This is a genomic window from Rhodanobacter caeni, assembly GCF_039523575.1.
Classification (GTDB): domain Bacteria; phylum Pseudomonadota; class Gammaproteobacteria; order Xanthomonadales; family Rhodanobacteraceae; genus Rhodanobacter; species Rhodanobacter caeni.
Genome location: NZ_BAAAFO010000001.1, coordinates 945,526 through 958,928, shown reverse-complemented (window position 1 = coordinate 958,928; position 13,403 = coordinate 945,526). Strand labels below are relative to the sequence as shown.

Here is a 13,403-nt window from a genome sequence, read left to right as displayed (position 1 = left end):
CGTTCATTTCCATTTTCCCTTGTCGTATTCACCGTGAGTGAGAACGTGCTTGATGTAGCAAACCTGCGTGGCAAAGCTGATGCCGGTGATGATGCGATAGCGGTTTCCGCGGATATCGAATACGTACTTGTTCCCGCAGATATCGACGCCGCCAAAAGTGGTCTTGAGGTCATTGAAACCCTGAAAGGCCGTACCTTCGACGAGCTTTCTCCATGTCTGCAGGGCGTCGTCCGCGTCAGGGTGGATTTCGGCGAACTCGCGCAGGCGCTTGTTCGAGATGACTCGCATGAAAGAACTTCCCTGTACTTTTGCCAGCGAGTATATCGCAAATTGCGATTACGAAAATCCGTATCTTGCCAACGCTGAACAGTCATTCATGAGCCTCGCCGCAGCGGCGGCCCAAGCAGGGCCGCGCCATTGTCGCGGCACAACCGCCCGTCAGAAGAAAGCGTTGGGATTGATCCCGAAACGGGCCGACAGGCTGCGGATGTGGTTGGCGGTGAGGCTGCGCTTGCCCGCCAGGATCTCGGACACATCGCTTTGGCGGCCGATCTCCGGCAGCTGGGCCAGCTTCAGGCCGTGCTGTTCCATCAGGAAACGCAGCACCTGGGCGCTCTGCGGCGCCGACATGGCGTCGTGCCGCTGGTCGTAGGCGTAGATGAGGTCGTTGAGCATCATGAACAGCGAATACTGCGGATGGGTCTCCTCCATCGCGCCTTCGTTGATCAATGCATCGGCCAGCTGGATGGACGTCTCGTACTCCTGATCGTCCGTGATATGGCCGACGTGCGAGATCGCGTGGAAGTGGTTCCAGGCGTCGGCAATGGGGGCGATGGCAAGCGGCTGGTTCATTCCATTTCCTTTGGTCAGACGGGGCGGGAGTCGGGGCAGCGGCGTTTCACCACGGCGAAGGTAGCACCACTCGGGTCAGTACATCCGCCACGGTCATGCCGATCAAGACGGCCAGCCAGGCGAAGCCCACCGCCGCGGCGATCCGCAGCAGGGGCGGGCCGCGCCGCAGGCGCATGAAGAAGGCCATCACCAGCAGCGTCTTCGCCACCGAAATTCCGAGTGCGCTCAACGTGTTGAACACGCCCAGCGGCAGCAGTGCCAAGCCGGCGCTGGTCAGCAGCAGGGCCAGCAAGGCCGCCAGCACGATCAGGTGCAGGCGCAACGAGGGCGGCGTGGCCGGCTGGGGCGAGGGGTTCATCCCGCGCGCCCCACCAGGTAGACCAGCGGATAGACAAAGATCCATACGATGTCGACCAGATGCCAATACAGTGCCGACAGCTCCAGCGGCGTGCAGTACTGCGCATTGAACTGCGCGCGATGCGTGCGGCGGGCCATGACCAGCAGCAGGATCACACCGATGCCTACATGCAGACTGTGAAAGCCGGTGATGAAGTAGTAAAGGCAGAAGAACAGCTGCATCGGTGCGGCCAGCGGGCCCTGCTGGGTGTAGTGGATGCCGGGCATCAGTCCTTCGCGGTACTCGCTGTAGTACTCGAAGCCGTGCATCACCAGAAAGCCCAGGCCCAATGCCGCGGTCAGCAGCAGCAACCACACGGCGATGCGCCGTCCGCCCAGCTGCACGTCGCGCAGGGCCAGCGCCACGGCGCAACTGCTGGTCAGCAGCACGGCGGTCTCGATCGTCCCGAGCAGCATGTCGGTATGCCGGCTGCCTGCCGCGAAGGCCTCGGGGAAGCGCACGCGGCATACGGTGTAGCCGGCAAACAGCACGCCGAGAAACAGCGCCTCGGTGGCCAGGAACACCCACATGCCCAGCGCCGACGCATCGCGCTGTTGCGCGGCATCGTCGAACTGCTGGGCCAGCATGGTGGTGTCGGTGCTCATGCGTCCTCGTAGGCGTAGGGGCCGTCGGTGACCACCGGCGTGACCTCGAAGTTGTGCGTGGGCGGCGGCGAATCGGCAAGCCATTCCAGCCCCTTCGCCCGCCACGGGTTGGGGCCGGATCGGGCCCCGTAACGCAGCGACCAGCCCAGGTACACCAGCGGCAGCAGGTAGGAAACGGCGAGGATCGACGCGCCCGCCGACGACAGGATGTTCAGCACCTGAAACTGCGGCAGGTACTCGTGATAGCGCCGCGGCATGCCCTCGTAGCCGAGCAGGTATTGCGGAAAGAACGTGAGGTTGAAGCCGAAGAACATCAGGATCGCGGCAAAGCGCGCCCACGCCTGCGAATACAGCCGGCCGGTGACCTTGGGCCACCAGAAATGGATGCCGCCCAGGTAGGCCATCACCGAACCGCCCACCATGATGTAGTGGAAGTGCGCCACCACGAAATAGGTGTCGTGCAGGCTCACGTCCAGCGCGGTGGCGGCCAGGAAGATGCCGGTCATGCCGCCCAGCATGAACAGGCCCACGAAACCCAGCGCGTACAGCATCGGCGCGCTGAAATCGATGCGCCCCTTGTACAGCGTGGCCGTCCAGTTGAAGACCTTGATCGCCGAGGGCACCGCGATGATGAAGCTCAGGATCGAGAACACCATGCTGGCGTACATCGACTGCCCCGCCACGAACATGTGATGGCCCCATACCAGGAAGCCCACCACCGAGATGCCCACGATCGCCCACACCATGAACCTGTAGCCGAAGATGCGCTTGCGCGCGCCGGCGGTGATCAGCTCGCTGACCACGCCCATCGCCGGCAGGATCATGATGTAGACGGCCGGGTGCGAGTAGAACCAGAAGAAATGCTGGAACAGCAGCGGATCGCCGCCCAGCGCAGGGTCGAAAATGCCCACGCCGAAGATCCGCTCCAGCGCGATCAGCGACAGCGTCATCGCCAGCACCGGCGTGGCCAGCACCATTACCAGCGCCACCGCATACATCGCCCACACGAACAGCGGCAGCCGCAGCCAGGTCATGCCCGGCGCGCGCATGCTGTGGGTGGTGGCGATGAAGTTGATGCCGGTGAGGATGGAGGAGAAACCCACCACGAACACGCCCACCACGGTCAGCATCACGTGGCCGTTGGAGAACATGGTGGAAAACGGGGTGTAGAACGTCCAGCCCGTGTCCACCCCGCCCAGCACCAGCATCGCCAGGGTGAACAGCCCGCCGATCATGTACAGGTACCAGCTGAAAAGGTTCAGCCGCGGAAACGCCATGTCGCGCGCGCCGATCATCATCGGCAGCAGGAAATTGCCAAGCGTGGCGGGGATCGACGGGATCAGGAAGAACCACACCATCACCACGCCGTGGAAGGTGAACGCCTTGTTGTATTCGTCCGCGGTCAGCATGTCGCCGGCTGGCGTGATCAGCTCCAGCCGGATCAGCAGCGCCGCGAAACCGCCCAAAAAGAAGAAGAACGTGATCGCCAGCGCGTACAGGATCGCGATGCGCTTGTGGTCGTGGGTGAGCAGCCACGAGCGCAGGCTGTGGCCGTCGTCGAGGTAGCTGCGCGGCAGTGGCGCGTGCTCAATGCTGTTCACGTGCGGCCTCCATCGCGGTGCGGCGCGATTTGATGTAGGCGATCAGGGCCAACACGTCGTCCTCGCCGATGCGGCCGCTGTAGCTGGGCATGATCGGCGCGTAGCCCGCCGCCACCTGCTTGCGCGGCAGCATGATCGAGTCGTGGATGTAGCGATCGTCGGCACGCACCTGGCTGCCGTCGGCCAGCGGCACGGTGCTGCCGTAGAGGCCATCCAGGTCGGGCGCATGCACGCCGGACTGGCTGTCATGGCAGCCGCTGCAGCCGAAACGGCGGAAGCGTTCGGCGCCCTGCTCCGCCAGGCCCTGGCCCGCGTGCGCCTGCAGCCAGCGCGCGTAATCGGCCGGTTTCATCACGGTGACGGTGCCGGTCATGCGGGCGTGGTCGGTGCCGCAATATTGCGAGCACAGCAGCGGGTAGTCGCCCTCGCGCGTGGCGGTGAACCACAACTGCGTGTAGCGTCCCGGCAGCACGTCCTGCTTCTGCCGGAACGCGGGCACGTAGAAACTGTGGATCACGTCCTGCGAGGTCATCACCAGCCGGATCGGCTGACCCAGCGGCACGTGCAGGCTGTCGATCTCGCGCTGGCCGCCCGGATGCTGCACCTTCCACATCCACTGCTTGGCCACCACGTAGATCGGTGCGGCATCGGCCGGCGGCGTGCGCATGCGGCTCCACAAGCTGATGCTCCAGCCAAACAGCGCCATGAACATCAGGAACGGCAGCACCGTCCAGGCGATCTCCACGCCGAGGCGCGTCTGGTTTGCGTTGCTGCGGTCGGCGTGGCTGCGGCGGCGGTACTTCACGCAGAACACGATCATCACCACGAACACCGCCACCGACACGGTACCGGTCAGCGCCAGCATCACGTCGAACAGCGTGTCCACGCTGCCGGCCACGCTCGATGCCTGCGGGGGCGAAAGCGCGATCATGCCGCCCTCCGCCGCCGGTGCAGCCGCCACACGAGGGCGCCAAGCACGATCGCAAAGCCGACGCCGATGAACTGCATCACGCGCCCGATCAGCAGGCTGTAGCGGCCGGTGCTGGGGTCGTAGCCGCAGCACAGCAGTACCAGTTGATCCACCAGGCCGCCCAGCTTGCCGCGCGAGGCATCCACCAGCGCCAGGCGCAGCGAGCGCGGCGGGTAATCGACGCCGAACAGGTATTGGGTCACGCGGCCTTGGGCGGACAGCACCACGAGGCCGGCGGCGTGGGCGTACTGGTCGTTGCGCGGGTCGAGGAAATAGCGAAAGCCGATCGCACGAGCCAGCGCCTGGACGTCCGTCTCGTCGCCAGTCATCAAGTGCCAGCGATCGACCTTCGCCGCCGGCTGCTCGCGCGCCAGCATGCGCTGGCTGGTGGCCGCGTCGGCGGGCAGCTCGCGCGGGTCGATGCTGACGAACACCACGGCGAAATCCTGCCCCGGCCGCAGCGTCAGCGTCGCCATCGCGTGCGAGAGCCCATGCAGCACCGCATCGCAGAGGTTCGGGCAACGGTAGTAGCCCATCGCCAGCACGATCGGCTTGCCGTCGGCCACCTGGCGCAGCGAGCGCGACTGGCCATCGCTTTCCCGGAACGCCAGCTCCATCGGCACCTGCGCGCCCAGGCGCTGGTCGAAGCCGGCGCGCTGGTCGAGATCGGCTGGCGCCATCGGTGCGTGCGCCAACGCGGCCACGCCAAAAGACAGGCAGACGCAGGCGATGAGGACGCGGATCATCGCGAATCCTCCGCGTCCGACGTCGCCCGCGTGGCGTGGTTTGCCACCAGCAAGGCCATCGCCCGCCCGATCGGGATCTGCGCGATGCCGGCATCGCGATCCACCCAGCGATAGCTCTGCAACCGCTGCCGCTGCTGCGCGCGCTCGGCCGCCAGATCCGTCGCGGGATCGGCCTGCAGCCGCGGCGCGGGCGGCGGCGCCTGCAGGCCGGCGGTGAGCTGCGGCGCCAGCCAGAAGCGCAGCAGCGGATACATCAGCGCCGCGATCACCACCAGTGCAACACCAAGGCCCAGCGCCACCCGATGCAGCAGCCGCGCGTCGACCCAAGCATGTTCATGGCGATGCCTGGCGTTCATGGCAATGTCCTCGCCGCGGACGCGTTCACGGGTTGCACGACGGCGCGCCAGCGCGCATCGAACAGCAGCCACCACCAGCCGCCGATACCCAGCCATGCCAGCGGGTCGGTCCACGCCAGCGCAAAACCTGCGGCCCGGAAGCTGGGCACCACCAGCCACAACAGGTAGGCGTAATGCATCACCAGCAGCAAGGCCGCCACGGCCAGCAACCAGTCCGCATGATGTTTGGCCTGCCGCGACAACAGCACCGCAAACGGCACGGCCAGATGAAACACCACCAGCACCGCGGCCAGCGCGCTCCACGAGGTTTTCAGCCGCGGCAGGTACCACACCGTTTCCGCCGGCAGGTCGCCGATCCATGCGGTGAGGTAATCCATGAACGCCAGGTACGACCAGGCCAGCACCAGGGTCAGCAGCAGCTTGCCCACATCGCCCAGCAGGCGCGCGGGCTCGGCCGGCGGGTGCGCTGGGGTGTCGTCGCGTCGATGCTGGAACGCCGCGTACCCCACCCCCAACGCGGCGGCGCCCAGCAACTGGCTGGTGGCCACGATCAGGCCGAACACGGACGATCGCCACGCCGGCACCAGCGACATCACCCAGTCCACCGCGGCCGTGGTCACGGTGAGCAGGTAGACGATCAGTCCCAGCGCCGCGAAGCGCGACAAATCGGTATCGTCGGTGCGATCCAGCCGCCGCCGCAAGGCCGAGGCCAGCCACAGCCACACCCCGAAGCACACCAGCATGCGCACGATGAAAAAGCCCTCGTCCAGATACCACGCCTGGCGGCGCAACGCGGCATCGGCCATCGCGCCCGGCACCGCCCACGGATAAAGCAGGCGCATGCCCAGCAGCAGCGGCAGCCACAGCACGGCCAGCCACGGCAAGGGGCGCATCGCCGCCAGCAGTTGCGGGCGCAGGTACCAGCCCCAGCCGCCGCCGGTGAGCACGTGCACCATCAGCAGCGCCATCGACCCCAGCGACAGCGACAGGCAGAACATGCCGGCCACCAGGTACGACAGCAGCGCCTGCCGCGGCGCGTGCCAGCCCAGCAGCAGGCACAGCAGCAGCGCGATGGAAGCCACGCCGGCCACTGCCAGGTGGACGCGCCGCGCGCCCCGTTTGTCCATCGCCGGCATCATCGGTTGGCTCCCGCGCTGGCCTGCAGTTGCGCCCGGTCGCTGGCATCCAGCTGATACACCGGTGCATGGCGGCTCAGCTGCAGCGCGCGGATGTACGCCACGATGGCCCAGCGGTCGTGCACCGGCACGCGGTCGGCGTAGGGATACATCACGCCGTAACCGTGGGTGATCACCTGGAAGAAGTGGCTGTCCGGCGCGTTGCGCAGTCGTTCGCTGTGATACGACGGCGGTGCCGGAAAACCGCGCCGCACGATCATGCCGTCGCCGTCACCCGCCGCGCCGTGGCAGACCGCGCAGTAGATGTCGTAGCGCTGCTGCCCGCGTCGCAGCAGGGCCATGGTCAGCGGCAGCGGGTTGGATGCGGCGCGTCCGCCCATGTCGCCCTGGGCCAGGCTGCGGCCCTGCTCGTCCAGCGGCGTGGGCGAAGCGATCGACCGGGCCGCGGGCAGTGCGCCCCGTCGCCCGCCGCTGCTGTCGGCCGCCTCACCGGCCGTGGTGGCCACGCTGCCCGGCGGCGGCGTGCGCGCGGAGTTGCCGTTGGCGAACAGCGGGCTGGGCGCCAGCGATTTGTATTTGGGCTGGTCGTACATGTCGTGCATGCCGCGCTCGCAGCCGCCGAGCAGCAGCGCCATCAGCAGCACGCCGAGCACGCGGCGGATCACGCCGGCACCTCGTCGAGCGACAGCGGCGCCAGATCGGCCAGAGCCTGCCGTGCATCGTCGTAGCGCGGATCATCGGCACGGATCACCAGGAAAAAACCATCACGGCTGGCCCGCGCAAAACGCGCCACGTTGAACACCGGGTGATAAAGCCGCGGCAGGCCGTTGCCCATCAGCATACCGACCACGCCGGCCAGCACCGCGCACAGGATCGTCATCTCCAGCGCCGCGGGAATGAAGGCCGGCCAGCTGGCCGCGGGGCGACCGCCCACGTCGATCGGGTAGTCGACCACCGCCGAGTAGTACTGCAGCGCCAGCGTGCCGACGCCGCCGAACAACCCGCCCAGCAGTACCAGCAGCGGCAGGCGGCTGCGCGTGGGGCCCAGCGCCTCGGCCAGCCCTTCCACGGCAAACGGCGAGTACGCCTCCAGCCGCGTATAACCGGCGTGGCGCAACTCCAGGGCGGCGCCGCGCAAGGTCTCGGCGCTGTCGAAGCGGGCCATGCAGCCATAGACGCTCGCGCTAGTCATGGCCGCGGCCCCTGCAAGCGATGCACCAGCTTGCGCATGTCCGACATCGACACGATCGGCAGCACCCGCACGAACAGCAGGAACAGCAGGAAGAACAAACCGATCGAACCGGCCAGGAACGCGATGTCCCAGAACGTGGGATAGAACATGCCCCAGCTCGACGGCAGGAAATCGTGGTACAGGCTGCTGACGATCAGCATCAGTCGCTCGAACCACATCCCGATCAGCACCAGCACGCTGATGCCAAACAACGCGGCACGGTTGGCGCGCACCCGCCGCCACCACAGCGCCTGGATCGCCACCACGTTGCACGCGATCGTGGTCCAGAACACCCACGCGTAGGCGCCCGCGAACCGCTGCATCGTCATCACCACGTCGTAGCGATCCATGCCGTAGAACGCGGTGAAGATTTCCATCAGGTAGCTGTAGTCGACGAACAGGCCGGCGGCCAGCATCATCTTGGCCAGGTTGTCGATGTGGCGCGGCGTGATGAAATCGCCCAGCTTGAACCAGTGCCGCAACGGCAGGCCCAGCACCATCGCCATGGCGAAGCCGGAGAACAGCGCGCCGGCCACGAAGAACGGCGGAAAGATGCTGGAATGCCAGCCCGGCAGCAGCCCCTCGGAGAAATCCAGCGCCACCATCGAGTGCACCGAGAACACCAGCGGCACCGCCAGCGCGGCCAGCAGCAGGCTCAGCGTCTCGAAACGTTTCCAGTGCCGCGCCTCGCCGCGCCAGCCCAGCGCCAGCAACCCGTAGAACACCTGCCTGCCCCGCGTGACGGCGCGGTCGCGCAGCGTGGCCAGGTCGGGAATCATCGACACGTACCAGTACAGCAGCGACACGATCAGGTACGCCACGATGGCAAAGAAATCCCACAGCAGCGAGCTGCGCCACTGCGGCCACACGTTCATGCGGTCCGGGTAAGGTGCCAGCCAGTAGAAGAACCAGGGTCGACCCAGGTGCAGGATGGGAAACAGGCCCGACACCGACACCGCGAACACGGTCATCGTCTCGGCATAGCGGGTCAGCGGGCTGCGCCAGTCCTGCCGCGTGAGGTACAGCGCGGCGCTGATGAAGGTGCCGGCCATGCCGATCGCGATCCACCACACGTAGTTGGCGATGGCGAACGCCCACGCCACCGGCATGTCCAGCCCCCAGATACCCACGCCGCGCATCAGCAGCCACACGATGCCGGTGGCCAGCAGACCGGTGAGCGCCAGCGACAGCGCAAACGCCGCCAGCCACAGAGGGCCGGTGGGCCGCTTCAGCACGATGTCGCTGACGTGGTCGGTGACGCCGGCCAGGCTCTGGCTCGGTGCCAGCAACGGTGCGTTGTCGAGGGCACCGGTCATGCGTCGTCCCCCAGTGCCGGGTTCGGGTTGCGCAGGTGCGCGCCGTAGCTGGTGCGCGGGCGTGTGTTGAGTTCGGTCAGCAAGGTGTAATCCAGCGGGGAGGCCTTGGCCTTGCTTACCGCGCTGTCCGGGTCGGCGATGTTGCCGAACGTGATCGCCTGGGTGGGGCATGCGGCCTGGCAGGCGGTGACGATCTCGCCATCGGCGATCGGGCGGCCCTCGCGATCGGCGGCGATGTGCGCGGTCTGGATGCGCTGGATGCAATAGGTGCATTTCTCCATCACGCCGCGGTTGCGCACGGAGACGTCCGGGTTGCGCCGGGCCTTCAGGCTTTCCGTCTTTACGTCGGCGTACTGCAGGAAGTTGAAGCGACGCACCTTGTACGGGCAGTTGTTGGAACAGAAACGCGTGCCCACGCAGCGGTTGTACACCTGCAGGTTCAGCCCCTCGGCATCGTGCACGGTGGCGCCGACCGGACAGACCACCTCGCACGGCGCGTGCTCGCAATGCATGCACGGCACCGGCTGATGATGCGTGTGCGGTGCCTGCGCGCTGCCTTCGTAGTAGCGGTCCACCCTGATCCAGTGCATCTCGCGGCCGCGCCTCACCTGATCGGCGCCCACCACCGGGATGTTGTTTTCCGCCTGGCAGGCGATGGTGCAGCCCTTGCAGCCGATGCAGGCGTTGAGATCGATCGCCATGCCCCACGCGTATTCGCCTGGCGGCTTGGCGGGATACAGGCTGGGCGGCGTGGCCGGTTCGTCGGCGTGCAGGAAGTTTGCATCGTGCAGGTATTCGTCCAGCGTGCCGGCGCGTACCGGGGCGCGGCCTTCCATCGCGTGGTGATGCTGGGTGGCGGCCAGCTCGACGTGCTCGCCGGTGGCGTGCAACTGCAGGCCGCCTTCGCGCCAGGGCGATCGATCGCTGCGCAGCGCGTAGGCATCGAAGCCCACGCCGTTGCCCACGTGCCCCGCATGGCGACGGCCGTGGCCCAGGTGCACGGTGACGCTGCGCGCGGCCTGCCCCGGCATGATCCACACCGGCGCGCGGAGCTGGCGCCCGCCTAGGCGCAGTTCCACCACGTCGCCGTTGGCCAGCTTGCGCTGGGCCGCCAGCGCGGGGCTGATGAATGCCGCATTGCCCCAGGTGAGCTGGCTCAGCGGCTTGGGCAGTTCCTGCAGCCAGCCGTTGTTGGCGTAGCGGCCATCCCACAGCGTGGGATCGGGGCGGAACAGCAGTTCGAGATCGTCCGCAGTCGGCATGGATGCGGGGATGTCGGCGCTGACCGCGGAGGGATGCGTGGGCGCGGTGGCGCTGTCGGCAACCAGGCCTTCGCGCAGGCTGCGGTTCCAACCTTCGTCATCGCCGGCGTGCCAGCGCGACTGCAGCAGGGCACGGATGTCGGTCGGCTGGCCGAGCAGCGCTGCCAGCAATTGGTGCGCGGAACGGCCGGCATACAGCGGCTCGATCACGGGTTGCACGATGCTGGCGGTGCCGTCCCACGCGCGCAGGTCGGACCAGCTTTCCAGCGCGTGCGCCATCGGCAGGTGCCAGTCGCAAAGCTGCGCTGTCTCGTCGCGATACAAGCCCAGGTGGATGCGTTGCCTCACCTTGGCCAGCGCCTGCGCAAACCCCAGGTCGGCGGGAGCGTCGTAGGCCGGGTTGGCATCGAGCACCAGCAAGGTGTCGACCTCGCCCGCGTCCATCGCCTTGCACAACGCTGCCAGCGAATCGGCGGGCTCGACCACGTCCATCGGCGCGACGTAATCCACCGTGTGGCCGATATTGCCCAGCGCCTGGTTCAGCCGATGCGCCAGCGCGTGCACCGCCGGCGGCTGGGATTCACCGGCCAGCACCAGCGACTGGCCCTTGTGCGCGAGCAGGTCGTCGGCCACCGCGCGTATGCGCTTTTCATCGGCGGCTCTATCCGCCGTACCGGCAATGCCCAGCGCGACGGCGAGATGGTGCGCGAAGACGCCCACCTCGCCATGCGCCATCGGCCAGGCGTGATCGGCCATGGCACCGGTCAGCGACGGCGTGGGCTCCACGGCGTACAGCCGGTTCATCCGCGGCGGTTTGCGCTGTTGCGCGAAGGCGCGCGCATGGGCGAGCCGGCCCGGCATGCTGCTCAGGAAATCGGCATCCAGCGCCACGATGCGTTGCGCCTTGTCGAAGTGGTAGATCGGCTGCAACGGTGTACCGAACGCCAGCGTGGCGCCGGCCAATGCCTGGCCCTGCCCTGTTGCCTCGTGGCGATGCCAACGGGCACCGGGAAACTTTTGCAGCAAGGCATCGCGTTGCGCCGCCAGCGTGGGCGAGACGATGGCACCGCTGAGTATGCGCAGGCCGCGGCCATCACCGCGCGACAGCTTGGCCAGCTCGGCGAAGAAATCGTCCCACGTCGCCGGAACGCCACGATGCAGCGGCGTCTGCGAACGATCCGGGTCCCACAGTTCCAGTACCGCGGCCTGCAGGGCCGGCGCACTGCCGCCGAGGCTGGCGGGGTGTGCGGGATTGCCCTCGATCTTGGTCGGGCGGCCCATGTGCGTTTCCACCAGCACGCCGCAGACGTCGCCCGCGCAGGCCAGCGCGTTGGCGTAGAAGCGCGCCTCGTCCGCCGCCATGCCTTCGGGTTGGCGCAGCCACGGCACCAGCTGTTCCTGCGGCGGCGAACTGCACGCGGCGAGCCCGGCCAGCGCCAATGACGCGCCCAGCAGTTTCAGGAAGCGGCGCCGGTCCATCGGTGCCAGCGCGGCCAGTTGCGGCATGGCGGCGTGCAGGGTCTCGCGCCAGTGCGCGTCGTCGGCCAGCTCCTCCAGCGCGCGCCAGAAGCGCGGCCCCTGCGCGTCGCCCATGCGCTGGCGCAGCGCCTGCATCGCGACCTCGGTGGCGGGCGTGGCGCTCATCGGTGGCATACCGAGCAGTCGGACAGGCGGCGCGTATCGATGTGGTAGTGCCGCACCAATGCCATCCCCAGCGCGTCCTGGTTCTTCGCCTTCCAGGTCATGTCGAACACCTTGTCGCGCGGGCGCAGGAATTTCTGCGGTGCGCGATGGCAATCCAGGCACCACTGCATCGACAGCGGCTTGGCGCGCCAGGTCAGCGGCATGCGGTCGACCCGGCCGTGGCAGGTGACGCAGCCCACGCCCTTGGCCACGTGGATGCTGTGGTTGAAGTACACGAAATCCGGCAACTGGTGCACCCGCTGCCAGTGCAGCGCCACGCCGCGGCGCCAGCTGTCGACCACCGGCTTCAGCGCGGCGGCGTCCGTATACAGTTGCGAGTGGCAGGTCATGCAGGTGGACAGCGGCGGAATGCCGGCGAAGGCGTGGGATTCCACCGCGCTGTGGCAGTAGCGGCAATCGATGCCGTCGTCGCCCACGTGATGCTTGTGGCTGAAGGGCACGGGTTGCTCCAGGGGTTCACCGATGCCATGCGGTTCGGCCGTGCTGGCGCGCCAGACCAGGACGCCGCATGCCAGCGAGGCGATGACGGCGAACAGGACGAGCTGCACGTACAACCCGAAACGCGGATGAAAGACCTGACCCATGGACGATCCATTGCGACACCGCACGACCGGCGCGGAAAACTCCCGCGTGGCGGCACGCGGACCTCGCGCTCACGTCATCGACGTGGGCTTGTCGAACGGCAGGGGCGTGGCGGCGGTGGCCAGCAAGGCGGCATCGGCGCGCGCCAGCATGTCTTCCTCGCCATCCACCACCACCAGCACGTGGCCGGCGGCGATCTCGTCCTCGAAGGTGCGACGCACGGTGTCGGGCTCCTCGGTGCCGGTGAGCATGCCCGCCCAGCCGCCGACCGCCGCGCCCACCAGGGTCATCGCCGCCACGCCGGCGAGAGTCAGCCCGATCGGCGCAATGGTGACCGCCACGATGCCGGCCAGCAGGCCGCTGGCGCCGCCGGCCGCCAGGCCCTTCATGCCGCCGCCGGCGAAGTCGCCGCTGGTTTCCTGGTGGTCGTCGGGGATGGCCTCCTTTTCGATGCTGTCGCTGGCGATCAGCGAGATGTCGTCCTTGGGGATGCCCGCGCGACGCAGCGCATTGACCGCTTCTTCGGCGGCGCGGACGTCGGGCGTGGTGAATACGTGGCGTGTCTTCATGTCACCTCCTGCGCAGTCGACGGATGCCGTCGATCTTCGTGGTGGCGCGGTGACCAGTGCGTGATGGCTTGGCCGT

15 protein-coding genes are annotated in these 13,403 nt (G+C 67.5%); all 15 read right to left on the bottom strand.

Translation table 11 applies throughout. The features are described 5' to 3' along the window. Positions 1-3 precede the first annotated feature (3 nt). The 15 genes from ABD017_RS04450 to ABD017_RS04380 all read right to left on the bottom strand — a co-directional run bounded on the left by ABD017_RS04450 (position 4) and on the right by ABD017_RS04380 (position 13,327). Positions 4-288 carry a type II toxin-antitoxin system HigB family toxin gene (locus ABD017_RS04450; RefSeq protein WP_343880533.1) on the bottom strand — a complete coding sequence of 95 codons (285 nt, stop codon included), beginning with the start codon at positions 286-288 and terminating at the stop codon, positions 4-6. 150 nt (positions 289-438) lie between these two features. Continuing rightward, positions 439-852, bottom strand: coding sequence for a helix-turn-helix domain-containing protein (locus ABD017_RS04445; protein WP_343880531.1), 414 nt, complete (start codon positions 850-852; stop codon positions 439-441). Positions 853-898: 46 nt separating this feature from the next. Continuing rightward, positions 899-1,210 (bottom strand): cytochrome C oxidase subunit IV family protein, encoded by a 312-nt coding sequence (locus tag ABD017_RS04440; RefSeq protein WP_343880529.1) that lies wholly within the window; start codon positions 1,208-1,210, stop codon positions 899-901. Beyond that, positions 1,207-1,854, bottom strand: a complete 648-nt coding sequence (locus ABD017_RS04435) for a cytochrome c oxidase subunit 3 family protein (RefSeq protein WP_343880527.1) — start codon at positions 1,852-1,854, stop codon at positions 1,207-1,209. The genes ABD017_RS04440 and ABD017_RS04435 overlap by 4 nt, the downstream gene beginning before the upstream one ends. Next, the gene (gene ctaD / locus ABD017_RS04430) at positions 1,851-3,455 is read right to left on the bottom strand and encodes a cytochrome c oxidase subunit I (protein ID WP_343880525.1); all 1,605 of its coding nucleotides are present in this window, start codon (positions 3,453-3,455) and stop codon (positions 1,851-1,853) included. Before ctaD ends, ABD017_RS04435 begins: the two co-directional genes overlap by 4 nt. Continuing rightward, entirely contained in the window at positions 3,442-4,386 is a 945-nt protein-coding gene (gene coxB, locus ABD017_RS04425; protein ID WP_343880523.1) for a cytochrome c oxidase subunit II, read from the bottom strand. The genes ctaD and coxB overlap by 14 nt, the downstream gene beginning before the upstream one ends. Continuing rightward, positions 4,383-5,171, bottom strand: a complete 789-nt coding sequence (locus ABD017_RS04420) for an SCO family protein (protein WP_343880521.1) — start codon at positions 5,169-5,171, stop codon at positions 4,383-4,385. Before ABD017_RS04420 ends, coxB begins: the two co-directional genes overlap by 4 nt. Continuing rightward, entirely contained in the window at positions 5,168-5,527 is a 360-nt protein-coding gene (locus ABD017_RS04415; protein WP_343880519.1) for a hypothetical protein, read from the bottom strand. The genes ABD017_RS04420 and ABD017_RS04415 overlap by 4 nt, the downstream gene beginning before the upstream one ends. Next, positions 5,524-6,654, bottom strand: a complete 1,131-nt coding sequence (locus ABD017_RS04410) for a hypothetical protein (protein WP_343880517.1) — start codon at positions 6,652-6,654, stop codon at positions 5,524-5,526. Before ABD017_RS04410 ends, ABD017_RS04415 begins: the two co-directional genes overlap by 4 nt. 8 nt (positions 6,655-6,662) lie before the next feature. Continuing rightward, positions 6,663-7,328 carry a c-type cytochrome gene (locus ABD017_RS04405; protein WP_343880515.1) on the bottom strand — a complete coding sequence of 222 codons (666 nt, stop codon included), beginning with the start codon at positions 7,326-7,328 and terminating at the stop codon, positions 6,663-6,665. Next, positions 7,325-7,855 carry a DUF3341 domain-containing protein gene (locus ABD017_RS04400; protein ID WP_343880513.1) on the bottom strand — a complete coding sequence of 177 codons (531 nt, stop codon included), beginning with the start codon at positions 7,853-7,855 and terminating at the stop codon, positions 7,325-7,327. Before ABD017_RS04400 ends, ABD017_RS04405 begins: the two co-directional genes overlap by 4 nt. Beyond that, positions 7,852-9,210: an NrfD/PsrC family molybdoenzyme membrane anchor subunit gene (gene nrfD, locus ABD017_RS04395; protein ID WP_343880511.1), complete on the bottom strand. Its 1,359-nt coding sequence runs from the start codon at positions 9,208-9,210 to the stop codon at positions 7,852-7,854. Before nrfD ends, ABD017_RS04400 begins: the two co-directional genes overlap by 4 nt. Further along, positions 9,207-12,116 carry a TAT-variant-translocated molybdopterin oxidoreductase gene (locus ABD017_RS04390; RefSeq protein ID WP_343880509.1) on the bottom strand — a complete coding sequence of 970 codons (2,910 nt, stop codon included), beginning with the start codon at positions 12,114-12,116 and terminating at the stop codon, positions 9,207-9,209. Before ABD017_RS04390 ends, nrfD begins: the two co-directional genes overlap by 4 nt. Further along, complete coding sequence (locus ABD017_RS04385) at positions 12,113-12,760, bottom strand: cytochrome c3 family protein (protein ID WP_343880507.1); 648 nt, start codon at positions 12,758-12,760, stop codon at positions 12,113-12,115. The genes ABD017_RS04390 and ABD017_RS04385 overlap by 4 nt, the downstream gene beginning before the upstream one ends. Positions 12,761-12,829: 69 nt before the next feature. Further along, entirely contained in the window at positions 12,830-13,327 is a 498-nt protein-coding gene (locus tag ABD017_RS04380; protein ID WP_343880505.1) for a hypothetical protein, read from the bottom strand. Positions 13,328-13,403 lie beyond the last annotated feature (76 nt).

What these genes read in the sequence shown, in the direction of transcription:
- ABD017_RS04435 (WP_343880527.1), bottom strand. Translation starts at nt 1,854, where the DNA reads ATGAGCACCGACACCACCATGCTGGCCCAGCAGTTCGACGATGCCGCG.
- ABD017_RS04385 (WP_343880507.1), bottom strand. Translation starts at nt 12,760, where the DNA reads ATGGGTCAGGTCTTTCATCCGCGTTTCGGGTTGTACGTGCAGCTCGTC.
- ABD017_RS04380 (WP_343880505.1), bottom strand. Translation starts at nt 13,327, where the DNA reads ATGAAGACACGCCACGTATTCACCACGCCCGACGTCCGCGCCGCCGAA.
- ABD017_RS04450 (WP_343880533.1), bottom strand. Translation starts at nt 288, where the DNA reads ATGCGAGTCATCTCGAACAAGCGCCTGCGCGAGTTCGCCGAAATCCAC.
- ABD017_RS04390 (WP_343880509.1), bottom strand. Translation starts at nt 12,116, where the DNA reads ATGAGCGCCACGCCCGCCACCGAGGTCGCGATGCAGGCGCTGCGCCAG.
- ABD017_RS04420 (WP_343880521.1), bottom strand. Translation starts at nt 5,171, where the DNA reads ATGATCCGCGTCCTCATCGCCTGCGTCTGCCTGTCTTTTGGCGTGGCC.
- ABD017_RS04410 (WP_343880517.1), bottom strand. Translation starts at nt 6,654, where the DNA reads ATGGACAAACGGGGCGCGCGGCGCGTCCACCTGGCAGTGGCCGGCGTG.
- ABD017_RS04440 (WP_343880529.1), bottom strand. Translation starts at nt 1,210, where the DNA reads ATGAACCCCTCGCCCCAGCCGGCCACGCCGCCCTCGTTGCGCCTGCAC.
- ABD017_RS04415 (WP_343880519.1), bottom strand. Translation starts at nt 5,527, where the DNA reads ATGAACGCCAGGCATCGCCATGAACATGCTTGGGTCGACGCGCGGCTG.
- ABD017_RS04445 (WP_343880531.1), bottom strand. Translation starts at nt 852, where the DNA reads ATGAACCAGCCGCTTGCCATCGCCCCCATTGCCGACGCCTGGAACCAC.
- coxB (WP_343880523.1), bottom strand. Translation starts at nt 4,386, where the DNA reads ATGATCGCGCTTTCGCCCCCGCAGGCATCGAGCGTGGCCGGCAGCGTG.
- ABD017_RS04400 (WP_343880513.1), bottom strand. Translation starts at nt 7,855, where the DNA reads ATGACTAGCGCGAGCGTCTATGGCTGCATGGCCCGCTTCGACAGCGCC.
- nrfD (WP_343880511.1), bottom strand. Translation starts at nt 9,210, where the DNA reads ATGACCGGTGCCCTCGACAACGCACCGTTGCTGGCACCGAGCCAGAGC.